Origin of the sequence: Agrobacterium tumefaciens (genome assembly GCA_025560025.1) — a bacterium.
Classification (GTDB): Bacteria; Pseudomonadota; Alphaproteobacteria; order Rhizobiales; family Rhizobiaceae; genus Agrobacterium.
In genome coordinates this window covers 1,787,064-1,810,475 of record CP048485.1, presented here as the reverse complement: position 1 = coordinate 1,810,475, position 23,412 = coordinate 1,787,064, and the positions used below count along the sequence as shown (strand labels likewise).

The window sequence follows — 23,412 nt, the reverse complement described above, 5'->3', positions numbered from 1 at the left end:
GGTTGGATAGCAATTTATTTATCCGGATTCCGCCACTTTACGCCCATTTTCCGCCATCGTCAGGCTTTGTGCCTGCAATTGCGGAAGAATCCCATCATCGTTCGTGTTGGCCAGATATGTTCCCCAGCTTGGTCTTTATCCTGTTTTATCGTGCTGGTAGCGATTACAGGTATCCAATCAGCGTGCGGCATCCGCGTCAAGCAAGATGCCGGCTATATAGTTTTCAAGTCCTGTCCGGCCTGCGGAAGAGGCGCGTCTGCTCGAACAGGCCCTCCAGCGCATTCATGCGCTGCTTCGTTTCATCCCAGGTGCCGCTCTGCACCGCTTCGATCAGCGCTTCGACGACAAACAATGTGACAACAGAGGAATCCCACGCCGAGGGTGCTTCGATCTTCACACGGAAGGTGTGCAGCGCGTGACGCGCCACCGGCGACGTCCATTGGTCGGTGAAGAGGATGATCTGCACGCCGTTTGCTTTCGCCACTTCGGCAAGCGTCGTCATGTCGTGCTCGTAGCGGCGGATATCGAAGATGACAAGCACGTCGCCGGCGCTCATATTCAGCATATATTGCGGCCAGGCGCTGGAATTGGATGACATCAACGTCGTTTTCGGCCGGATCACCTGCATATGGGTGAAGAAATATTCGGCAATGGCGCCGGTGATGCGCCCGCCGACGAAATAGATGCTGCGCTTGCGGTCCGAGAGCAGCGTTGCCGCATTGTCGAAGACGGCGGTGTCGAGATCGCTCAGCGTGTCGCGCAGATTGCCGGTGATGGCGTCCGCGAAGCGGTTGAGAATGTGGAGGCCGGGCGCATTGGTGGCCCAGCGGTCATGTTTCGCAATCGGGCCGGAGATCGTCGCCTCAAGCTCCTGATGCAGATGCGCCTGAAATTCCGGGTAGCCCTTATAGCCGAGCTTCTGCACCATGCGCGCCACGGTTGGCGTTGAAACGCCGGCATTTTCGGCGATAGTGGTAATGCTGCCGAGACCCGAGACGGGGTAGTTGCCAAGCAGGCTCTCCGCCAGCCGTTTTTCCGAACGGGTCAGCGCGCCGTAATGGGCATGGATGACATCCGACACGGTCGCCGTCGTGCTGCGCAAATTTTTCCCCTTCCGGTCTTTTTGCCGGTGTAGCGGCTAAAATAAACATCTGCGCCAGCTATCGAGTCAATGGGAAAATGAAGAGAAAATTTCAAAATTCCATTTGACACGGGTGATAATGTGAAGAATTCTTTTCGTCATTGGTGGGGATAGCGGGTTTCGGGGCGGACATGACGGTACGTTCACGGTTTTTCACGGAAGCGGAAGGGCAGGCCGTTGGCGTCGAGAACGCTGCGGCGAAGGGCGACGTCCTTCTTGTCTGCGAGCACGCTTCCGCCACCATCCCGGAAAAATTCGGCACGCTCGGTCTTTCGCAAGAGGTTCTTTCGAGCCATGCGGCTTGGGATCCGGGTGCGCTGGCCGTTGCCAAGCTGCTTTCTGAAAGCTTCGACGCCACGCTCATCCATCAGCGGTTCTCGCGGCTCGTCTATGATTGCAACCGCCCGCCCGAATCGCCGTCCGCCATGCCGGTGAAGAGCGAGATTTACGACATTCCCGGCAATTTCGATCTGAGTGAGGCGGAGCGGTTTGCCCGCACCTCCGCACTTTACGTGCCGTTTCACGACCGTGTCAGCGAGATCATCGCCGAGCGGCAGGCCGCTGGACGCAAGGTGGTGGTGGTGACCATTCACAGTTTCACGCCGGTCTATCACGGTCAGTTCCGCGCGGTTGAAATCGGCATCCTCCACGATACCGACAGCCGATTGGCTGATGCGATGCTGGCGGGTGCGCAAGGGTCGTCGCTCGCGGTGAAACGCAACGATCCTTACGGTCCGGAAGACGGGGTGACGCATACACTCAGGCTACATGCGCTGCCGGACGGACTTTTGAATGTGATGATCGAGATCCGCAACGATCTGATCGCCAATGAAGGAGGCCAGGCGGAAATTGCCGGCTTTCTATACGAGCTTATGGGGAAGGCGCTCTCATCAATCGATGAGTGAGGGAGCAAGGGCCGGCCGACGGTGAAAACACCGGGGCCGGCCGTCTAAACGAGACTGCAGCCATTTTATAAAAAACCGGCCGCGGAAGCCGGAAAGACACGAAGCGGCAAGGGAACAGCAAATGCGTGCGGCATGGCGCGGGAAACCTTCCTTGCGATGCCGGAAACTGGGGCACAATCGGCCAATAATGGCTGACTGGCTTGTTTTTTTCTTATTCAGGAGAGAAGGGCATGGACAGTTCATCATCAGGCGTCAGCTACAAGAAGGCTGATGCATCCTATTTCGAAAAACGCGGACTTTCCCGTTATGCGGGCGTGTGGTCGCTCTGGTCGCTCGGCGTCGGCGCGGTTATTTCCGGGCATTTTTCCGGATGGAATTTCGGCTTTTCCACTGGCGGCTGGGGCGGCATGCTGGTGGCGGGCATCATCATCGCCATCATGTATCTCGGGCTGACATTTTCGATCGCGGAAATGAGCCCGGCATTGCCGCATACCGGCGCGGCCTATTCCTTCGCCCGCACGGCCATGGGCCCCTGGGGCGGCTTCATCACCGGGCTTTGCGAGAATGTCGAATATGTGCTGACGCCGGCGGTCGTCGTCACCTTCATCACCGCCTATGTGAACTCCATTCTCGGGCTCGATCCCGCCTATTCACCTTTCGTGTGGATAGTCTTTTATGCAATTTTCCTTGCGCTTAACGTCTTCGGGCTTGAGCTTTCCTTCAAGGTCACGCTGGTCATCACGCTGATTTCGCTCACGGTTCTGGTGTTCTTCTGGATCAGCGCCATTCCAAACATCGATTTTTCGCGTTTTGCGCTCAATATCGGTGTCGGCCCTGACGGCAAGGCGGTGGAGCTGCCGGAAGGCGGCGGTTCCTTCTTCCCCTTCGGGTTCTCGGGCGTTCTCGCCACGCTGCCCTTTGCGGTCTGGCTGTTCCTGGCCATCGAGCAGCTGCCGCTGGCGGCGGAAGAATCGGTCGATCCGAAACGTGACATGCCGAAGGGCATCATTCTCGGCATGGTGACGCTGATGGTTTCGGCCTTCATGATCGTATTGCTCAACCCGTCCCTGCCGGGCGTCGGCGCCTTCCATCTCAGCTCCTCGCTCGAGCCGCTGCTTGATGGCTTCAAGGCGATCTATGGCGATGGCGGCGTGGTGGTACTCGGTCTCGTTGCCTTGACCGGCCTGATTGCCAGCTTCCACACGATCCTCTATGCGCAGGGCCGGCAGATCTATTCGCTGTCGCGTGCGGGTTACTTCCCGACAGTGCTGTCGATCACCCATTCCAAATACCGCACGCCATACGTTGCCAATATCACCGGCGCGATTGTCGGTCTCGCGGTCATGCTGGTCATCTGGTTCTCGCTGGGTGCGGAAGAGGGCGGCAGCATCATCGGCAGCGTGCTTTTGAACATGGCCGTGTTCGGCGCCATGTTCTCCTACATCATGCAGGCGATTTCTTTCATCCTGCTGCGGAAGAACCTGCCGCATATCGAGCGGCCGTTCCGCTCGCCCTTCGGCATTCCGGGCGCGGTGCTGACGGTCATCATCGCCATCGTCACGCTGCTTTACCAGATCCAGGATCCGAACTTCACCAAGGGCGTGCTCTGGGTGGCGGTCTGGTTCGCCGTGGCGATCGCCTATTTCGCCTTTGTCGGACGCCACCGCCTCATCCTGTCGCCGGAAGAGGAATTCGCGCTGGAGCACAAGCAGGCTGCGGTTGCCGCAGCGGCTGCAAAGGCCTGATGCTCAAACGAAACGGGTGGCCGCATCCCGGCCGCCCGGTCGCCACAATAAGAGGGAACGGACAAAATGACGAGCTACACATTCGACGCGCTTAAAATGGATGTCGCCGAGGGGCGCATCGACACGGTTCTGGCCTGCCTTGTCGACATGCAGGGGCGTCTGATGGGCAAACGGTTCCAGGCGGAATTCTTCGTTGAAAGCGCCTTTGAGGAAACCCATAGCTGCAATTACGTGCTTGCCACCGACATGGAGATGGAGACCGTTCCCGGCTATAAATCCTCCAGTTGGGAAAAAGGCTATGGTGACTATGTGCTGAAGCCCGATCTTTCGACGCTGCGGCGCGTGCCGTGGCTGGAAGGCACCGCGCTGGTGTTGTGCGATGTGCTCGATCATCACACCCATGAAGAAGTGCCGCATTCGCCGCGCGCACTGTTGAAAAAACAGGTGGCGCGGCTGGAGGCCATGGGGCTGAAGGCCTATATGGCGACCGAACTGGAATTCTTCCTGTTCGACCAGACTTTCGATGCGGCACGCGCCAACGGTTACAAGGGGTTGAACCTCGCCAGCGGTTATAATGAGGATTACCATATCTTCCAGACGACCAAGGAAGAGGATGTCATGCGGGCGCTGCGCAAGGGCCTGCAGGGTGCCGGCATTCCGGTAGAGAATTCCAAGGGCGAAGCGTCCGCAGGTCAGGCGGAAATCAACGTGCGTTATGCCGATGCGCTGACCATGGCCGACCGGCACGCCATCATCAAGAACGCGACCAAGGAGATCGCCTGGTCCAAGGGCAAGGCTGTAACCTTTCTCGCCAAGTGGAATTACAACGCCGCCGGCAGTTCCTCGCATATTCACCAGTCGCTGTGGAGCGCCGATGGCAAGACGCCTGCTTTCCTCGACAAGGACGCCAAGCACGGCATGTCGGAACTGATGCGGCACTATGTTGCCGGGCTTCTCGCGCATGCCAGCGAGATCACCTATTTCCTCGCGCCCTATATCAATTCCTACAAGCGGTTCATGGCCGGCACCTTTGCGCCCACCAAGGCGATCTGGAGCCTCGACAACCGCACGGCCGGATACCGTCTCTGCGGCGAAGGCACCAAGGGTATCCGCATCGAATGCCGCGTCGGCGGCTCCGATCTCAATCCCTATCTCGCCATGGCGGCTTTGCTTGCGGCAGGCATTGACGGCATCGAAAATAAACTCGAACTTGAGCCCGCTTTTGTCGGCGATGCCTATGGCGGCAAGGACGTGCGCGAGATACCCAAGACGTTGCGTGACGCCACTGCCTTTCTGGACGGATCGAAAATGCTGCGCAACGCCTTTGGCGACGATGTGATCGATCATTACGTCCATGCCGGACGGTGGGAGCAGGAAGAATACGACCGCCGCGTGACCGACTGGGAAGTGGCGCGCGGTTTCGAACGGGCCTAATCATTACGGGAAAACATCATGACCATGATCCAGAATATCTCGCCCATCGATGGCTCGGTTTATGCCGAGCGGGAGGCGATGTCGCTGGAGGCGGCGAGGGCTGCCGTTTCGAAAGCGCGCAAGGCGCAAAAGGACTGGGCGCGGCGTCCGCTTGAGGATCGCGTTCAGCTGGTCCTGAAGGGTGTCGCCCGCCTCAATGAAATGGTGGCGGAGGTGGTGCCGGAACTGGCGCATATGATGGGCCGTCCGGTGCGTTATGGCGGCGAGTTCAAGGGATTCAACGAACGCTCCAACTACGTCGCCTCCATCGCCGCCGATGCGCTGGCGCCGCTCGTCATCGAGGAAAGCGGCAATTTCGAACGCCGCATCGAGCGCGAGGCGCATGGTGTGGTCTTCGTCATTGCGCCGTGGAACTATCCTTACATGACGGCGATCAACACCGTCGCGCCTGCTCTGATGGCGGGCAATACAGTCGTCATCAAACATGCGGCGCAGACGCTGCTGGTGGGCGAGCGGATGGTGCGGGCTTTCGTTGAGGCCGGTGTGCCTGAAGACGTTTTCATCAATGTCTTCCTCGACCATGGCACGACGTCGGCACTGATTTCCGAAGGCCTCTTCAACTTCGTCAACTTCACTGGCTCTGTCGAAGGCGGCCGTGCCATAGAGCGCGCCGCGGCCGGCACCTTCACCGGCCTCGGGCTTGAACTCGGCGGTAAGGACCCAGGTTACGTGATGGAGGATGCCGATCTCGACGCCGCCGTCGATACGCTGATGGATGGCGGCACCTATAATTCCGGGCAATGCTGCTGTGGTATCGAGCGCATCTACGTCAATGAAAACCTCTATGACGAATTCGTCGAGAAGTCCGTGGCGTGGGTTTCGAACTACAAGCTCGGCAATCCGCTCGAGCAGGAAACCACGCTCGGGCCGATGGCTAACAAGCGGTTTGCCAAGGTGGTGCGGGCGCAGATTGCCGACGCCGTTGCCAAGGGCGCCAAGGCGCTGGTCGATCAGAAGCTTTTCCCGGCCGATGATGGCGAGAGTGCTTATGTCGCACCGCAGATCCTCGTCAATGTCGATCATTCCATGGAATTCATGACCGAAGAGACTTTCGGTCCCGCCATCGGCATCATGAAGGTCAAGAACGACGATGAAGCCATTGCGCTGATGAATGACAGCAAATACGGCCTCACCGCCTCGCTGTGGACGCAGGATGCCGCCCGTGCAGGGCGTATTGGCCGCGAAATCGAAACCGGAACCGTGTTCATGAACCGCGCCGATTATCTCGATCCGGCGCTTTGCTGGACCGGCGTGAAGGAAACCGGTCGTGGCGGCTCGCTCTCCGTCCTCGGTTTCCAGAACCTGACCCGCCCGAAATCCTACCATCTGAAGAAAGTCACGAAATGAATATCGTCGCCAACTGGAGCTATCCCACCGCCGTCAAGCTTGGCCGTGGCCGGATCAAGGAACTGGCGGAAGCCTGCAAGACGCTCGGCATCAGGAAGCCGCTGCTCGTGACGGATCGCGGCCTTGCCAATATGGCGATCACCGCGCATGCGCTTGATGTGCTGGAAGAGGCGGGTCTCGGCCGGGCGATCTTCGCCGAGGTCGATCCGAACCCCAACGAAATCAACATGGAAGCCGGCGTGAAAGCCTATCGCGATGGCGGCCATGACGGCGTTGTCGCTTTCGGCGGCGGTTCGGGCCTCGATCTCGGCAAGACCATCGCCTTCATGGCCGGGCAGACGCGTCCGGTCTGGGATTTCGAGGATATCGGCGACTGGTGGACACGGGCGGATGCCTCGAAGATCGCGCCGATCGTCGCCGTGCCGACGACGGCCGGTACCGGCTCCGAAGTCGGTCGCGCCAGCGTCATCACCAATTCGCAGACCCATGTGAAGAAAATCATCTTCCATCCGAAGCTCTTGCCCGGCGTCGTCATCTGCGATCCCGAGCTGACGGTCGGCATGCCGAAGGTGATCACGGCGGGCACGGGCATGGATGCCTTCGCCCATTGCCTTGAGGCCTATTCGTCGCCGTTCTTCCATCCGATGAGTGCCGGCGTGGCGCTGGAGGGCCTGCGTCTCGTCAAGGAATTCCTGCCGCGCGCCTATAAGGATGGCACGGATATCGAAGCGCGCACCAATATGATGGCAGCGGCAGCGATGGGGGCGGTTGCCTTCCAGAAGGGTCTCGGCGCCATTCACTCGCTGTCGCATCCGATCGGGGCGGTCTACAACACCCATCACGGCATGACCAATGCCGTCGTCATGCCGGCGGTGCTGCGCTTCAATCGCCCCGCCATCGAGGACAAGATTGCCCGTGCGGCCGCCTATCTCGGTATCTCCGGCGGTTTCGACGGTTTTTATGATTACGTGCTGGAACTTCGCAAGGAACTCGGCGTGCCGGAAAACCTGACCGCCATGGGGATCAAGCCTGACCGTATCGACGAGCTTACGGCGGAGGCGATCAAGGATCCGAGCTGCGGCGGTAATCCGGTGCCGATGACGCTGGAAAATACGAAGAAGCTGTTCGAGGATTGCTTTTAAAGGGTGGGCAAAGTGACCGCGAGATTCTCACTTTTTTCGTCACTGATCGCGGTGGCGTTGTTGGGGTCGCCCGTCGTTGCGCAGGCTGCTTCTTTTAAGGAACTTTCAGGGCAGGGCTACAAAGCTGGAGCCCTCTCGAGCAACAAGGCGGGAATTCGAGGCTGGAACCTGTCTAAAGGTTCTGACCGCTATTTTTGCGAGATGCGCGCAACCATGGCCTATTCCGGAAAGAATGGCATGGTATCCTTCACCAGTGCCGGGCGCATGATTTCGCTTGATCGCAATACCGTTGAGAAAAGGCTGGGCGGTTCGCTAAATCTGCCCAAATATGAAGATCTTAAAGCCGGCCGGTTGCGGGCGGACGATGTGGGTTCCTGTCGCAAGCTGATGTAATCCACTGAACTGGAGAAGCCCGCGACGACCCGGTCGCGGGCTTTTCGTTGCGCGGCATAACCGTTCTTAGCCTTTTATTAACCCTGTTCATTAAGATTATGGAAAGCACCATGAATTGCTTCGGTGCGTGAATGAGCATGAAACGGCTCTGACCAACAGGGGGTATCATGTCAGTCATCACTTTCGCAAATACCAAGGGCGGCGCGGGAAAAACCACGGCCGTGCTGCTTCTGGCAACTGAACTGGCCCGCAGCGGCCACCGCGTGACGGTTCTGGATGCCGATCCGCAATTGTGGATTTCCCGCTGGCACGATCTGTCCGGCGAGATCGAAAATCTCTCGGTGATTTCGCATGTGACGATGGCTTCGCTTGAAGGCCATATTCGCGAGAATAAAACCAATACCGACTGTTTCATCATCGATCTGCCCGGGTCGAAAAGCCCGCTGCTGACCATGGCGCTCGGTATTTCCGATCACGTGCTGATCCCGGTGCAGGGCTCTGCCATGGATGCGCGCGGCGCTGCCGAGGTTCTGGATCACATCGAATTCCTGAACCGCAAGATGGGCAAGGCAATTGCCCATTCGATCGTGCTGACACGGGTCAACGCCATGGTGGCGACGCGTTCGCTGCTGCTGGTCAAAATGCTGCTGGCGGAAAAGAATGTCTCGGTGCTCAATACGCCGATTGTCGAGAGAGCGGCCTATCGCGATATTTTCGATTATGGCGGCACGCTTCTCTGTCTCGATAAGGACAAGGTCAGCAATATCGACAAGGCGGTGGAGAACGCGAAGGCCTTCGCAGGCGAGGTGCTCGGCCTTCTGCCGAAGCGACCGTTGAGGCTCGGTGCGCAGCCTGCACGCCTTCTTACCCACAAGGCCGCCTGAACGGCATTCCTGATGCCCGGGCCATCTGTGGTGCGGGCATTATTTTCGCTTGATTTGGAAATGATCGTTTCCTATATTGCCGCCATGACCACTATTGCCCGACCCAAAACTCAGGAACAGCGCCATCGCGGCAGGCCGCGCGAGTTCGATATCGACCGCGCGCTTGATGGTGCGATCCGGGTTTTTTCCAGACGCGGTTACCACGCAACCTCCGTCGGTGATCTCACCGATGCGATGGAGTTGGCGCAGGGCAGTCTTTACAAGGCATTCAAGGACAAGAAAGCGGTCTTCATCGCCACAATGGAGCGTTACCGGGTCAAACAGACTGAACGCTTCGAAACTGCCGTTGCCGGTTACGACACCGGTTATGAGCGCCTGAAGGCCGGGCTGATGTTCTATGCGGAGCGGTCGCATGGCGGCTCAGGTTCCGAGGGTTGTCTTGTGGTCGGCGCCGCCGCCGATCTGGCTGCTCTGGACGATGACATCGCGGTCGTGGTTGATCGGGCGGTGAGGGCGAGGGAGCGGATCGTCGCCCGGCTTGTGGCTGAGGGGCAAAAGGACGGTTCTGTGCAGTCAAAAACCGATTCCGAAGATCTTGCCAGAGCCATGTTGTGCATGATGTACGGCATGCGCGTTGTGGGAAAGACCGGGCGGAGCCTGGAAGAAATGACGGCTGTGGTGAATATCGCCATGAAGCTCGCCGAATGATTTTGTGATTATTTAGGAAACATTCGTTTCCATATTGGAGAAAATGATGACGTCGCGTGTCGTTGATGGGGAGGATGTTTACGAAACATCCATTTCCCCGGCCCTTACTTTTTTGCTGGCAACCGCCTGCGGATTGATTGCGGCCAATCTTTATTATGGTCAGCCGCTTGCCGGCATCATCGGCGGGGAGCTCGGCCTTTCTGCCGGCGCGACCGGTCTGATCGTGACCCTGACGCAGATTGGTTACGGTGTCGGCCTGCTGTTCGTGGTGCCGCTTGGCGATCTCGTGGAAAATCGTAAGCTGGTTGTCAGTGCTGTCTCCATGGCTGTGCTCTCGCTTGTGGCGGCGGCATTTGCCCCGCATGCCGCGCCGTTTCTGATCGCCGCATTTCTGGTCGGCGTCAGTTCCGTGGCGGTGCAGGTCATTGTTCCCTATGCAGCCCACATGGCGCCGCATGCCATTCGCGGGCGGGTGGTCGGCAATGTAATGAGCGGGCTGATGGCCGGCATCATGCTGGCGAGGCCGGTTTCCAGCCTGCTCTCGGAAGTCGTTTCCTGGCGGGGTGTTTTCCTCACATCGGCCGGTGTCATGGCGATCCTTGCCATTGTGCTCTTCCGGCTTCTTCCGCCGAGGATGCCGGAGGCAAGGCTGGGTTATGGTTCCCTGATGGCCTCCATGGGCAGGCTGGCCCTCCACACGCCGATCCTGCGGCGGCGGGCGATCTATCACGCCTTCCTGTTCGCCGCCTTCAGCCTGTTCTGGACCACGACGCCGCTTTATCTGAGCGGGCCGCATTTCAATCTCAGCCAGGGTGAAATCGCACTGTTTGCGTTAGCCGGGGCGGCAGGCACGGTCGCTGCACCGATTGCGGGGCGAATGGCGGATCGGGGCTGGACCTATGCGGCGACTTTCCTGGCATTGGTGGCGGTGGCGCTGTCATTCGCCGTCACGCATCTCGCGCCTGAAGGATCGCATCTTGCCCTTGGAATTCTGGTGATCGCGGCGATCGTTCTGGATTTCGGCGTTACCACCAATCTGGTGCTCGGCCAGCGCGCCATCTTCACATTGGGAGCGGAATTCCGCAGCCGCCTGAACGGTGTTTACATGGCGACGTTTTTCATGGGCGGCGCGATCGGCTCTGCCGTCGGCGGCTGGGCCTATGCGGTGGGTGAGTGGCAAGCCGCCTCGTGGATCGGTTTCGCCTTGCCGGTGGCCGCCCTTCTATATTTCCTCACGGAAAAGCGCGGCTGAAATTCCAACAAAGAAAAAGCCCGGCGGACCCAACCGCCGGGCTTTTTCTTTTTTCTTTCGGTCGATCCTATTCCGCGAATTCGACCACGACGCCGGGGCGGACCATTTTCGCCAGTTCGGTCGCATCCCAGTTGGTAAGGCGGATACAGCCGTGGCTGTTGGTCTTGCCGATCTTCGAGGGTTCCGGCGTACCGTGAATGCCATAGGTCGGCTTCGACAGGGCAATCCAGACGGTGCCGACGGGACCATTCGGACCCGGCGGAATCTGCAGGATCTTGTCGTTCTGGCCCTGCTTGAAGTTGATCTTCGGATTATAGGTGTAGCCGGGATTGAGCGCGATGCGCTCGACCGTGTGCGTGCCGCTCGGCGAGGGCGTATCCGTGGAACCGATGGTGGCGGGATAAGCGGCGATCAGATTGCCGTCCTGGCCATAGGCGAAGACCTGCTTGATGCCCTTATGTGCCACGATGCGGGCCACCTGTCCCTTTTTCGTCTCGCCCGGATTGACCACCTTGATGATGGTGCCGGGCACCGTGAAGTCGATGCCGGGGTTCAGTTCCTTCAGATAGTTCTCATCCATATGGAAGCGCTCGGCCAGTGCCTCGGACGTGGAGGTGAAGGACAGAGCGGGCAGCTGCGACTTCTCGGCATAGTCGTCCGGAATGGAGGCGACATAGGGGCCGGCGGCATCGGCGGCGGTGATGGTGTAGTCGACGATCGGCATGCCACCGGAGGAGCGCAGGCGTTCCAGAATGTCATCGGAATTGTTCGGATCAAGCTTTTCGCCGGTCATGTCCTGCCAGGCGGCAATGGCCTTGTTGACGTTGTCGCCCATCTTGCCGTCGATTACGCCCGGCGAGATGCCTTCGCGGTCGAGGAAGGTCTGAAGCGCGACGATTTCCTGACGGGAACGGTTGACCGGCGTGGTAACAGGGGTGTGGCGCTCGATCAGATGCTCGGGCTGGGGAACGGCGGCCGTTGTGCTTTCGCCCGGCATCGGCTGGCCGAGCGGGCCGCTTTCCACTGCACCGGGTGCGGGAACGGAGCCGGTATAGAAATTGTCGTCGGAACCATCGCCGCGATATTCGCGGTAGTCGCGCACGCTGCCATTGTCCTGATAGCCGTAGTCGCGTTGCGGCTCACGATATTGGCCGCCGGGAGCAGGCGGATAATAGGTGGTGTCGCGCTGGCGCACCTGCTGTTGTCGTTGCTGATAGCCGGAAGGCATTTCGGTGGCCAGGAGATTGCCGTACTGGTCGTAAAACACCGTGCGTCCCATCGCATCGCGGCTGATGACGATATCCCCGCGTTCGGGCATGAAGTCGAGCACGCGACCATCAGGGGTCACCAGCATTGTCTGCTGATCGCCATAACGCTGCTGCGCGCCAGCCTGTAGCGGGGCGAAAACCGCCACTACCGCGACTGTCAGACCCAGAGCTGCGTTAAGAAACTGTTTCACGATTCTGCTATCCCTTGCTTCGTTCACCGATAAACACACCGCAATCTTGACCCTATTGTGAAAAAGGTGAATTCGCGGTTAATGCAATCTTAATTTCCGTCACGACTAGTAGCGTTTCCGTGATTCATGCGTTTTTACTGCCACAGGGAGGTTTTCTTGCGTTCGTTTCAGGCTGGCAGATCGCCGCGCATTTTCCTTGATGAAACCTCCGTTTTCGATATCGGCTCCTGTGTCGTCGATGGTATCGACATCGCGCCCGGCCGCGCCATTCCCGATGATGGCGATGCACGCATCGACCACTCGCTGGAAGGCTTTCTGTTCACTTGCGGTCCCGATCATATCCGCCATCCCGAACCGATCGATGGCGACGGTGAGGGGCGTCGATATCCGCTGCATGGATCCTTTTCCTCGCATCCCGCGACGGTCATCGCGTTCGATGTTCATGAGTCCAATGCATTGGCGCGCGTCGAGGTTCCCGTGAAGCTTGCAGATGGCGGCACGGCCCTTCTGGAACGGACATGGCGTATCGACGGGGAAAGCGGCGAAGTCAGCCTCGATGATAAGATCGTCAACACCTCGGCGCGGCCGATCCCGGTGTTTCTGATGTATCACATGAATATCGGCGCGCGCCTCTTCGACGATGCCGTGCGGCTTGAAGGCGCGATGCTGGAAGGCGGCGGCCACGGCTGGCGTTTCGGCGAAGAGCCGGGCAATGTTTTCTGCGTTCCCGCCGGTGATGACGAGTGGGCGTCGCTCACGCTCGGACCGATTGCGGCCATTGGCGGGAAGACGCTGACCGTGCGTTTTCGTACGGAAACGCTGCCCTATCTGCAGATGTGGCGCAACCAGCAGGCGCCGGCCAATGTGCTCGGCATCGAGCCGGTTTCGCATCGCTGGGTGGGGCGGAGCGAGCTTGAGGCTTCCGGCGAGTTCAATATTCTCCAGCCGGGTGAAAGCCGTTCCTTCGGCCTGCGCTTTTCCATCCTCTGAACTGTAGCGAATGACGGGGCGCCATCATTGACGCACGGGGTTTGACCGCTTACATCGGATGCGGATTTCAAGGGTGACAGCCAGCGGCGCGGACGCCGGTTTCAGCGGAGGCATGACATGGATATCAGGCGCATAGACGACGAATATTCGGTAACGGGACAGATCAGCGTCGCCGATCTCGACGAGATCAAGGCGCTCGGCTTCAAGTCGATCGTCTGCCACCGCCCTGACGGCGAAGAAGACGGCCAGCCGCTTTTCGCCGATATTGCCGAGCGTGCCGAGCAGCTTGGCCTCACCATCATGCATGTGCCGGTCGGCCGCTATGGCGTCGATGCCGATGCCGTTACCGGTATGGTGGATGCACTGGACGAATTGCAGCGCCCGATGCTCGGCTATTGCCGTTCCGGCGCGCGCTCGACGGCAATCTACGAAAAGACCCATCACCTGCGCGGCTGATTTTCCGCGCATCATTCTATTTTAAATGCCAATCAACAGGAGTTTTCCATGACCATCAAGCGTATCGAGCCGGGCAAGCGCATGAGCGGCGCCGTCGTTCACGGCAACACCGTTTATCTGGCCGGCCAGGTTGGCGAAGGCACGAGCGTTACGGAACAGAGCAAGTCTGCTCTCGCTGAAGTCGACCGCCTGCTGGCCGCTGCCGGTTCGGACAAGTCGAAGATCCTGCAGACGATCATCTATCTCTCCGACATGTCCACCTTCGGCGAAATGAACGCCGTCTGGGAAGGCTGGATCGACCTGGCAAACCCGCCGGCCCGCGCCACCAGCGGTGCACCATTGGCAACGCCGGATTACAAGGTCGAGTTCATCGTGACCGCTGCTCTCTGAGCATCCGTCTGAGTTTTTAAGAAAGGGCCGGGTCGCGGAAAGCGGCCCGGCCTTTTTTGATGAGAAAATTCGAAACGTTCGTTTCGTCATCCTCGGGCTTGTCCCGAGGATCCAATCACCTATCGCAAATTGATAGCCAGCAGATGCTCGGGACAGGCCCGAGCATGACGGAGGAGAAGGGATTGTCCCAGGTTTGTGAATCGCTTGGAAACTTCACTTCAAAAGCTAAGCAAGCGCCTTCTCAAACTGCTTCAACGTCGTCACCCGCTCCGCAAACCATAGCCTGGCCAGATCGCTCGCCGAGGCGAGATCGATGCCCTCAGGGTCGATGGAGGTGATTGCCCAGCGGCCAGTCTTTGCGCCGGCGAGAACAGCAAGCCGGGCCGGTTCGCCCTTGATGGCGTTGAGGCGGATGGCTTCGCTTTCCGCCGCTGCCATCAGTTCGTCTGCGCCTGACAGATCGCTACGCAGATCGGCCGGGGTGATGTTGCTGGCATTGCGGGCCGGGCCGCCATTGATCTGCACGCCTTCCGTCCGCAGCCGGTAAAGCCGCGTGTCGGGAAGGGAGAGATAAAGCTTCGCTTTGGGGTAGCGGGCAATGTAGCGCGCGATGGCGAGCGGCACTTCATCCGGGCCGATTTGTTCTGCCTTGCCCACCAGTGTCAGGCGCGGCAGCGTCAGCGCGTCACCCTTGCCGAAGGGGGCGAGCGTCAGCGAGATGCGCGCGTCTTCCTCCATGTTGCGGGCATGCAGCGTCAGCCCCGCCGCGAAGAAGAAAGGCGTGCCATCCGGTTCGATGCCGATATTGGTGGCGGTCGTATAGGGGTAGCCGCTGACGGGATCGAGCGTCGCAAGCGCTGCCGTGCGGGAAGTGTGCAGCACATCGCGGGCCACGCGCACGGCCTCGAAAGGCGCGCCGGCCGAGGGCTCGATCTTTGCGCCGCGCGGGGTGATGACGGGAGAGGCTGCATCCGGCATGTCGTTTCCTGATCCAAAGGGCTGCTGAAAGAAGTGTGAGACCCATCCTTCGTCATGCTCGGGCCTGTCCCGAGCATCTGCAACCGATGAACTTTACGATACGTGATTGGATCCTCGGGACAGGCCCGAGGATGACGTCGTGCGAGCGTCAGGATTTACACCATGCCGGAGCCGTGTCCATGCGTAATATCAGCTTCCGGTCCTGATCTGCGTCAGGGTACGTGTCGGCGTGATGGCTTCGGCATCCAGCTTCACCTCGATGATGGCCGGCTTGCCGCTGGCCCGTGCCCGTTCGAAGGCGACGGCGAAGTCTTCGGTCTTTTCCACCGTTTCGCCGTGGCCGCCATAGGCTTTGGCAAAGGCGTTGAAATCCGGATTGACGAGATCGGTGCCGCTGACACGGCCGGGATATTCCCGCTCCTGATGCATGCGGATCGTGCCGTAGGTGCCGTTATTGACCAGCACGGTGATGATCGGCAGACCGTAACGCACGGCGGTGATGAATTCCTGCCCATGCATCATGAAACAGCCGTCGCCGGCAAAGCAGATCACCTCGCGTTCCGGGAACAGATGCTTGGCGGCGACTGCCGCCGGCAGGCCGTAACCCATCGAGCCTGATGTCGGGGCCGATTGCGTATTGTAGCGACGGAAACGGTGGAAACGATGGACCCAGGTGGCATAGTTGCCCGCGCCATTGGTGAAGATCGCATCCTCGGGCACATTGGCGTCGATCCAGTCCATGATCGGACCCATCTGCACAGCGCCGGGGCCGGTCTTCGGCGGGGTGGACCAGGTGAGATAGGCCGCATGCATGGCGGCGGTGCGATCCGTCCATACATTTGCGGAAAGCGTAAGCGAAGAGAGGGCGGCAACGAAGTCATCCGGTGCAGCGCAGATCGCGAGATCGGGGCGGTAAACGCGGCCAAGCTCTTCGGCTTCCGGATAGATATGGACGAGTTTCTGCGACGGGTAGGGGATGTCGAGCAGCGTATAGCCGGAAGACGGCATTTCGGAGAGGCGGCCGCCGAGAAGCACCACGAGATCGGCCTCCTTGATCTCCTTGGCCAGTGCCGGATTGATGCCGATGCCGACATCGCCCGCATAGGAGGGGCTGAGGTGATCGAACAGCATCTGGCGGCGGAAGGAACAGCCGACAGGCAGCTTGTTGTTTTCCGCAAATGCCCTGAAGCCCGCGACGCTTTCCTCGGACCAGCGGGTGCCGCCGATGATGAAGACCGGGCGCTTCGCCTCGCCAAGCATTTTTGCGAAGGCGGCGATCTGTGACGGACCGGGATGCGCCTCGACAGGGGTATAGGGCTTTGCCTTGGGCGCTTCGACCTCTTCCACCAGCATGTCTTCGGGCAGCGTCAGAACCACCGGGCCGGGGCGGCCGGAGGTGGCGACGGCAAAGGCGCGGGTGACGAATTCGGGAATGCGGCGGGCATCGTCGATCTCACCCACCCATTTGGCGAATTCGGTGAAGGCGCGGCGATATTCCACTTCCTGAAACGCCTCGCGCTCACGCGCTTCGCGCTGCACCTGGCCGATGAAGAGGATCATCGGAATGGAATCCTGCCGCGCAATGTGCAGGCCCGCCGAGGCATTGGTGGCGCCCGGTCCGCGGGTCACCATGCAGATGCCGGGTTCGCCGGTCAGCCGGCCCCAGGTGTCGGCCATCATGGCGGCGCCGCCTTCCTGGCGGCAGACCACGGTTTCGATGCCGCTTTCATAAAGCGCATCCAGCACGGCGAGATAGCTTTCGCCCGGAACGCAGGAAACGCGGGAGACGCCATTGGCCTTCAGCGCTTCGACGATCAACTGTCCGCCTGTTCTCTTCATGGCGTCGTGGTCCTTTCGATGTTTTCCAGTTCGGCCAGCACCTGCGCCTGATGTTCGCCGAGCTTGGGGCTCGGGCGTTCATAACGCAGCGGCGTTTGCGACATGATAATGGGTGTGCGGACACCGGGGATGACGGTGCCGTCTTCCGCTTCCAGATCGACGCGAAGACCACGGGCTTTCACCTGCGGGTCGGCGAACATTTCCTCGATGGAATTGATCGGCCCGGCGGGGACGGCGTTCTTTTCGCAGGCGGTCAGAAGATCGCGCTTCTGCCATTTCAGCGTTTCGGTGGAAACGATCTGCCGGACTTCCGTTTTGTGGGCCACGCGAGCCTTGTTCGTCGCGTAACGTTCGTCATCGGCAATCGCGCCGATGCCGAGAATGGTGCAGAGGCGGCGGAACTGGCCGTCATTGCCGACCGCAAGGATCAGGAAACCATCGGCCGTCGGCACCACCTCATAGGGGGAAATATTCGGGTGGGCGTTGCCGAGCCGAACGGGCGGCTTGCCGGAAATCAGGTAATTCATGTTCTGGTTGGCGAGCACGGCCGATTGCACATCGAGAAGCGCCATGTCGATATGCTGGCCTTCGCCGGTGCGGATGGCGTGGATCAGCGCCGCCTGAATGGCTGACACGGAATAGATGCCGGTGAAAATATCGGCAACCGCCACGCCCGCCTTCATCGGCTGGCCATCCGCTTCGCCCGTGATAGACATGAAGCCAGACATGCCCTGCACGATATAATCATATCCGGCGAGATCGGCATAAGGCCCGGTCTGGCCGAAGCCGGTGATGGAGCAATAGATCAGTTTCGGATTGAGCACTCTCAGGCTCTCGTAGTCGAGGCCATATTTGGCAAGCCCGCCGTGCTTGAAGTTCTCGATGACGACATCGGCGGTGCGCACCAGCCGGCGCACCAGCTCGCAGCCCTCGGGCGTTTTCAGATCGGCGACGATGGAGCGTTTGCCGCGATTGGTGGCGTGGTAATAGGCGGCGGAGAGGTTTTCTCCATCATCGCTTTCGACGAAGGGCGGTCCCCATGCGCGGGTATCGTCGCCGCCCTCGGGGTTTTCGACCTTGATAACGTCAGCACCCATATCGGCCAGCATCTGCCCAGCCCAGGGACCGGCCAGAACACGCGCCAGCTCGATGACGCGAATGCCTGATAGCGGCGGTTTCCTGTTCGGCATGTCGGTCATCGGTCCCCCGGTATTTTGTGTCTGCCGGTTTATAGACCGCTGCTTGCCCCGCCGCATGTGATTTTATCTCATGGACTTATTCCGTTTCGGCAAAGGCCCCTCAATCGCCGATGATGCGGCCGCACCAGGCGGCAAAATCCGCCGCGACGGGTTGCCAGCCGATTTCGTTGAGCGTCTCGTGCCGCATGCCCTTGTAGATCGTGTGCTCGACATGGCTGAAACCCGCCTCGCGGAAACGCTCCGCCAGCCAGACGATCTCTTTGCCGTCATTGGTCGCCGCGTCCTGGTCGCCGCTGACGAGCAGAAGCGGCAGGTTTTTTGGCAGCCGCTCGATGAGTTTCGGTGCGCGATAGGAGAGTTCGAAGACATCCTGCCACAGGGAAACGCTCGCCTCGAACTGGCAGAGCGGGTCTTCCACATAGGCGTCCACCGCCGCCCTGTCGTGGCTTAGCCAGTCCGCATGGGTGCGTTTTTCCGGCATTTTCGCATTCCATACGCGGAAGGTTGCCTTCGGCAGAATGGCGCTCGGCACATCCGAGCCTTTCAGCATCTTTTCGAGACGCAGCAGAACCTGCGCGACACGGCCCATGAAGCCGGGATTGAGATTGGAGTTCCAAATGGAGAGGCCATCGAAGGCATCCGGGTGACTGACGGCGGTGTTAAGCGCCACGAGGCCGCCCATGGAATGGCCGAACAGGATTACCGGCAGGCCGGGATGTCTTTCGCCGACCATCCGCCGCATCGCCATGACATCGGCGACGACCTTGCCTGCTCCGTCTTTCCAGGCGAAACGACCGAGAGGCGCGTCGGCAGCCTTCGTGCGGCCATGGCCACGGTGATCGTGGGCATAGACTTCAAAGCCCTGCTTCGACATGACGTCGGCAAGACGGCGATAACGCCCGGCATGGTCCACAAGCCCATGGCAGATCATCAGCACGCCGCGCGCCCGGGTAAGAGCGGAGGGCTGGTGGCGAAAGGCGATGGAAGCGCCGGAGGGGGCCTCCAGCCTTTCAATCCGGCCGAAGGCGAAGTCGTCCGTCGTGTCGTTCGTTATCGCGCCTGCCATAATGTCCCTTGTCATAATCATGGGGTCATAATCGTGCCAGAGGTTGCCCCAAGGTCCTATTTACCCTACATAGCGGCAAATTTCCCGATACGTACTCTTAAAAATCCGATGTGGAGCATTCGCTACAATGGCACGTCAATTCATCTATCACATGGCCGGGCTGAACAAGGCCTATGGCGCGAAGAAGGTTCTGGAGAACGTTCATCTCTCCTTCTACCCCGACGCCAAGATCGGTATCCTCGGCCCGAACGGTGCCGGTAAGTCGACTGTTCTGAAAATCATGGCCGGTCTCGACAAGGAATATACCGGTGAGGCCTGGCTGGCCGAAGGCGCGACGCTCGGTTATCTCGAGCAGGAGCCGAAGCTCGACGAAAACAAGACCGTGATGGAAAACGTCATGGAAGGCGTGGCGAGCAAGACGGCCATCGTCGACCGCTACAACGAATTGATGATGAACTATTCCGACGAAACGGCGGATGAGGGCGCGAAGCTTCAGGACATCATCGACAGCCAGAATCTCTGGGATCTGGAAAACCAGGTCGAGATGGCCATGGACGCGCTGCGTTGCCCGCCCGGCGACTCGGCCGTAACCGGTCTTTCGGGCGGTGAACGCCGTCGTGTGGCGCTCTGCCGTCTGCTGCTGTCGCAGCCGGACCTGCTGCTGCTCGACGAACCGACCAACCACCTTGACGCGGAAACCATCGCCTGGCTTGAAAAGCACCTGCGTGATTACCCCGGCGCCGTGATGATGATCACCCACGACCGCTACTTCCTCGACAACGTCACGGGCTGGATTCTCGAGCTCGACCGTGGCCGCGGCATTCCTTACGAAGGCAATTACTCCGCTTACCTGCAGGCGAAAGCCAAGCGCATGCAGCAGGAAGCCCGTGAAGACGCATCGCGCCAGAAGGCCATCAGCCGCGAAAGCGAGTGGATCGCCTCCAGTCCGAAGGCACGCCAGACGAAATCCAAGGCGCGTATCAAGGCCTATGACGAGCTCGTGGAAGCAGCGGAAAACCGCCGTCCCGGCGATGCGCAGATCGTCATTCCGGTCGCCGAGCGTCTTGGCCGCGTGGTCATCGAGGCCGAAAACCTCACCAAGTCCTATGGCGATCGCGTACTGATCGAGAACCTATCCTTCAAGCTGCCGCCCGGCGGCATTGTCGGCGTCATCGGTCCAAACGGTGCTGGTAAGTCCACGCTGTTCAAGATGATCACCGGTCAGGAAAAGCCGGATAGCGGTTCGGTCACGGTTGGTGAGACGGTTCAGCTCGGTTATGTCGACCAGAGCCGCGATACGCTGGCGGGTGACAAGACCGTCTGGGAGGAAATCTCCGGTGGTAACGACATCATCAAGCTCGGCAAGTTCGAAGTGAACTCGCGTGCTTATTGCGGCGCCTTCAACTTCAAGGGCGGCGATCAGCAGCAGAAGGTCGGCAATCTCTCGGGTGGTCAGCGTAACCGCGTACACCTCGCCAAGATGCTGAAGGCCGGCGGCAACGTTCTGCTGCTCGACGAACCGACCAACGACCTTGATACGGAAACGCTGGCAGCGCTCGAAGAAGCGCTGGAAGCCTTCGCCGGTTGCGCCGTTATCATCAGCCACGACCGCATGTTCCTCGACCGCCTGGCCACCCACATCCTCGCTTTCGAGGGTGACAGCCATGTGGAATGGTTCGAAGGCAACTTCGAAGACTACGAAAAGGACAAGGTTCGCCGCCTGGGCCCGGAAAGCATCAAGCCCGGCCGGGTGAGCTACAAGCGCCTGACGCGCTGATCCCTTTCCAGATCTCTCAGAAAGGCCCGCCGCAAAGCGGGCCTTTTTCCGTCTAATAAGTGGACATGATCGTGTCTCACGACACTTTACGCTTGCATCGAACGCCACATCGACATAAAGATATCTTTATATCTTGATTAGCTTGCGAGGCGCGGCAGAGTGGCGTTCGGTCTGGACAAATTGGTGGATCTTCTGAAGGCGGCGGGTGAGCCCACGCGCTTTCGCTTGCTGGCGCTTTTGGCGGCCGGCGATCTGACTGTCACCGATCTTACCGAAATTCTCGGCCAGTCGCAGCCGCGCATTTCCCGTCATCTCAAGCTTTTGACGGAAGAGGGGCTGATCGAACGTTATCAGGAAGGCGCTTGGGCCTATTTCCGTTTGCGGCAGGATGGTGAGCCCGCCATTGTTGTCCGGCAGCTGCTTGGCGCCGCATCGCCCTCCGATGCCGTTCTCCAGCGCGACAGCGAGCGGCTTGCCACCGTCAAACGGGTTCGGGCGGAGCGGGCGCAGGATTATTTCAGCCGCAACGCCTCCGCCTGGGACGAGCTGCGCCGCCTGCATGTCAGCGACGAGGCCGTGGAAGGTGCGCTCCTGAAGCTGGTTGGCACGACGCCCATCGATTCGCTTCTCGATCTCGGCACCGGCACCGGGCGCATTCTGCAGCTTCTGAGCGGCATCTATCGCCGGGCGATCGGCGTTGATGCCAGCCGCGACATGCTCTCGGTGGCGCGCGCCAATCTCGACAAGGCGGGCGTGGTCAATGCATCCGTGCGCCATGGCGATATTCTCAATCTGCCGTTGGAAGGTCAGGATTTCGATCTGATCGTCATCCATCAGGTTCTGCATTTCCTCGACCAGCCGGAAATCGCGCTGTCCGAAGCCGCGCGCATGCTGCGTCCCGGCGGGCGGCTGATCGTTATCGATCTGGCGCCGCATTCCTTTGAATATCTGCGCGACGAGCATGCGCATGTGCGGCTGGGCTTTTCGCATCCACTGATGGAAGAGTGGCTGAAGAAGGCGGGGCTTTCTCTGGAGCGCGCTGTCGATCTTCATTCTGAAAAAGCGTCCGACGAAGCACTGGATGTTACGATTTGGGTTGCCCGTGACCAGCGGCTGCTGATGGCAGACGATGTGGTGCAAGAGGCCGTTTTACTTGCTGCCGGGAGGGCATGATATGTTGAGGTCGGAAACCGCGCGCCAAAATGGCGATATCCGGTTATCTTTCGAATTTTTTCCGCCCAAGAATCCCGAGATGGAAACCCACCTCTGGGAAACGGTCGCAGAGCTTAAAAAATGGAATCCGGATTTCGTGTCCGTCACCTATGGTGCCGGTGGTTCCACCAAGGCGCCGACGCTGGATGCGGTGCGGCGGATGATCGGTGACAGCCATCTGTCGACCGCTGCGCATCTGACCTGCGTGGATGCCAGCCGTGACGACGTGCATCAGGTCATTGAAGAGTTTCGCAATGCCGGCGTTCGCCATTTCGTGGCGCTGCGTGGCGACCCCTCCACCGGCATCGGCACGGCCTACAAGCCGCATCCGGAAGGTTACGAGAACGCTGCGGCTCTGGTGAAGGGCCTGCGCGAGATCGGCGATTTCGAGATTTCCGTATCGGCCTATCCGGAGAAGCATCCGGAAAGTGCAAGCGAAGCTGTTGATATCGACATGCTGAAGCGCAAGGCGGACAATGGCGCGACCCGGGCGCTGACACAGTTCTTCTTCGATAATGACGTGTTCGAACGCTATATGGAGCGGGTGACGGCTGCGGGCATTACCATTCCGGTGGTTCCGGGCATCATGCCGATCCAGAACCTCACCCAGCTCAAGCGTTTCGCCGGCCGCTGCGGTACGAGTGTTCCCGGCTTCCTGGATGAGCGTTTCGAAGGCTATGACGATGACATTGAAGGGCGCGCCCGTGTGGCCGCTGAGGTCGCTGCCGAGCAGATCGCCGATCTGCAGCGGCGCGGTGTCAACGAATTCCATCTCTACACCATGAACCGCGCGCCGTTGGTCGATGCGGTGCTTGAAAATCTCGGTCTGGAGCGTCTGCGCCGCAGCGCAGCCTGATTTCACCCAGCAGATTACAGACATGAAAAAAGCGCAGGTCCCGTGGGGCCTGCGCTTTTTAAATTCGTGTCATCTACGGTTCTTAATTGCGTTTGGTCTTCACGTCTCGTCAGATGAAAAGCATCATCGCTACGAACAAAAACGCCAAACCGACTGCCAAGGCATTGAGAGATTTTGTA

At 59.7% G+C, this 23,412-nt stretch carries 21 protein-coding genes; 15 read left to right on the top strand and 6 right to left on the bottom strand.

The genetic code is table 11. The features are described from left to right. Positions 1-223 precede the first annotated feature (223 nt). Entirely contained in the window at positions 224-1,102 is an 879-nt protein-coding gene (locus tag FY152_08935) for a MurR/RpiR family transcriptional regulator (GenBank protein UXS32208.1), read from the bottom strand. 170 nt (positions 1,103-1,272) lie between these two features. Between FY152_08935 and FY152_08930 the strand changes: the two genes are divergently transcribed. The 9 genes from FY152_08930 (at position 1,273) to FY152_08890 (ending at position 11,011) form a co-directional block, all read left to right on the top strand. Continuing rightward, on the top strand, positions 1,273-2,046 hold the full coding sequence (locus FY152_08930; protein UXS32207.1) for an N-formylglutamate amidohydrolase: 774 nt from the start codon (positions 1,273-1,275) through the stop codon (positions 2,044-2,046). Between the two features lie 230 nt (positions 2,047-2,276). Further along, positions 2,277-3,791, top strand: coding sequence for an amino acid permease (locus tag FY152_08925; protein UXS32206.1), 1,515 nt, complete (start codon positions 2,277-2,279; stop codon positions 3,789-3,791). Positions 3,792-3,857: 66 nt separating this feature from the next. Continuing rightward, complete coding sequence (locus FY152_08920) at positions 3,858-5,225, top strand: glutamine synthetase (protein ID UXS32205.1); 1,368 nt, start codon at positions 3,858-3,860, stop codon at positions 5,223-5,225. 18 nt (positions 5,226-5,243) lie between these two features. Then, complete coding sequence (locus tag FY152_08915; protein UXS32204.1) at positions 5,244-6,632, top strand: aldehyde dehydrogenase family protein; 1,389 nt, start codon at positions 5,244-5,246, stop codon at positions 6,630-6,632. Further along, entirely contained in the window at positions 6,629-7,774 is a 1,146-nt protein-coding gene (locus FY152_08910) for an iron-containing alcohol dehydrogenase (protein UXS32203.1), read from the top strand. Before FY152_08915 ends, FY152_08910 begins: the two co-directional genes overlap by 4 nt. A gap of 12 nt (positions 7,775-7,786) precedes the next feature. Next, positions 7,787-8,167 carry a hypothetical protein gene (locus FY152_08905; protein ID UXS32202.1) on the top strand — a complete coding sequence of 127 codons (381 nt, stop codon included), beginning with the start codon at positions 7,787-7,789 and terminating at the stop codon, positions 8,165-8,167. A 167-nt stretch (positions 8,168-8,334) separates the two neighbouring features. Beyond that, positions 8,335-9,051 (top strand): ParA family protein, encoded by a 717-nt coding sequence (locus FY152_08900; protein ID UXS32201.1) that lies wholly within the window; start codon positions 8,335-8,337, stop codon positions 9,049-9,051. Positions 9,052-9,111: 60 nt separating this feature from the next. Continuing rightward, complete coding sequence (locus tag FY152_08895) at positions 9,112-9,759, top strand: TetR/AcrR family transcriptional regulator (protein UXS32200.1); 648 nt, start codon at positions 9,112-9,114, stop codon at positions 9,757-9,759. Between the two features lie 43 nt (positions 9,760-9,802). After that, positions 9,803-11,011: an MFS transporter gene (locus tag FY152_08890; GenBank protein UXS32199.1), complete on the top strand. Its 1,209-nt coding sequence runs from the start codon at positions 9,803-9,805 to the stop codon at positions 11,009-11,011. A 67-nt stretch (positions 11,012-11,078) separates the two neighbouring features. On the opposite strand, the gene FY152_08885 is transcribed toward FY152_08890, so the two are convergent. Further along, a complete protein-coding gene (locus FY152_08885) occupies positions 11,079-12,470 on the bottom strand; it encodes a L,D-transpeptidase (GenBank protein ID UXS32198.1) in 1,392 nt (463 codons plus the stop codon). Positions 12,471-12,626: 156 nt separating this feature from the next. On the opposite strand from FY152_08885, the gene FY152_08880 reads away from it, so the two are divergent. The 3 genes from FY152_08880 (at position 12,627) to FY152_08870 (ending at position 14,306) form a co-directional block, all read left to right on the top strand. Continuing rightward, complete coding sequence (locus tag FY152_08880; GenBank protein ID UXS32197.1) at positions 12,627-13,460, top strand: aldose 1-epimerase family protein; 834 nt, start codon at positions 12,627-12,629, stop codon at positions 13,458-13,460. A gap of 117 nt (positions 13,461-13,577) precedes the next feature. Next, positions 13,578-13,916: a TIGR01244 family phosphatase gene (locus tag FY152_08875; protein UXS32196.1), complete on the top strand. Its 339-nt coding sequence runs from the start codon at positions 13,578-13,580 to the stop codon at positions 13,914-13,916. Positions 13,917-13,964: 48 nt separating this feature from the next. Further along, entirely contained in the window at positions 13,965-14,306 is a 342-nt protein-coding gene (locus FY152_08870) for a RidA family protein (protein UXS32195.1), read from the top strand. 225 nt (positions 14,307-14,531) lie between these two features. Here FY152_08870 and FY152_08865 read toward each other — a convergent pair whose 3' ends face one another. The 4 genes from FY152_08865 to FY152_08850 form a co-directional block, all read right to left on the bottom strand. After that, a complete protein-coding gene (locus tag FY152_08865) occupies positions 14,532-15,284 on the bottom strand; it encodes a HugZ family protein (protein ID UXS32194.1) in 753 nt (250 codons plus the stop codon). Positions 15,285-15,473: 189 nt separating this feature from the next. Further along, positions 15,474-17,123 carry a thiamine pyrophosphate-binding protein gene (locus FY152_08860; protein UXS32193.1) on the bottom strand — a complete coding sequence of 550 codons (1,650 nt, stop codon included), beginning with the start codon at positions 17,121-17,123 and terminating at the stop codon, positions 15,474-15,476. After that, on the bottom strand, positions 17,120-18,322 hold the full coding sequence (locus FY152_08855) for a CoA transferase (GenBank protein ID UXS32192.1): 1,203 nt from the start codon (positions 18,320-18,322) through the stop codon (positions 17,120-17,122). The genes FY152_08860 and FY152_08855 overlap by 4 nt, the downstream gene beginning before the upstream one ends. Positions 18,323-18,422: 100 nt before the next feature. Then, a complete protein-coding gene (locus FY152_08850) occupies positions 18,423-19,388 on the bottom strand; it encodes an alpha/beta hydrolase (protein ID UXS32191.1) in 966 nt (321 codons plus the stop codon). A 127-nt stretch (positions 19,389-19,515) separates the two neighbouring features. Between FY152_08850 and ettA the strand changes: the two genes are divergently transcribed. The 3 genes from ettA to metF all read left to right on the top strand — a co-directional run bounded on the left by ettA (position 19,516) and on the right by metF (position 23,233). Continuing rightward, positions 19,516-21,165 carry an energy-dependent translational throttle protein EttA gene (ettA, locus tag FY152_08845; protein UXS32190.1) on the top strand — a complete coding sequence of 550 codons (1,650 nt, stop codon included), beginning with the start codon at positions 19,516-19,518 and terminating at the stop codon, positions 21,163-21,165. Positions 21,166-21,324: 159 nt separating this feature from the next. Continuing rightward, entirely contained in the window at positions 21,325-22,338 is a 1,014-nt protein-coding gene (locus tag FY152_08840; GenBank protein ID UXS32189.1) for a metalloregulator ArsR/SmtB family transcription factor, read from the top strand. Position 22,339: 1 nt separating this feature from the next. Continuing rightward, a complete protein-coding gene (metF, locus tag FY152_08835) occupies positions 22,340-23,233 on the top strand; it encodes a methylenetetrahydrofolate reductase [NAD(P)H] (GenBank protein ID UXS32188.1) in 894 nt (297 codons plus the stop codon). Positions 23,234-23,412 lie beyond the last annotated feature (179 nt).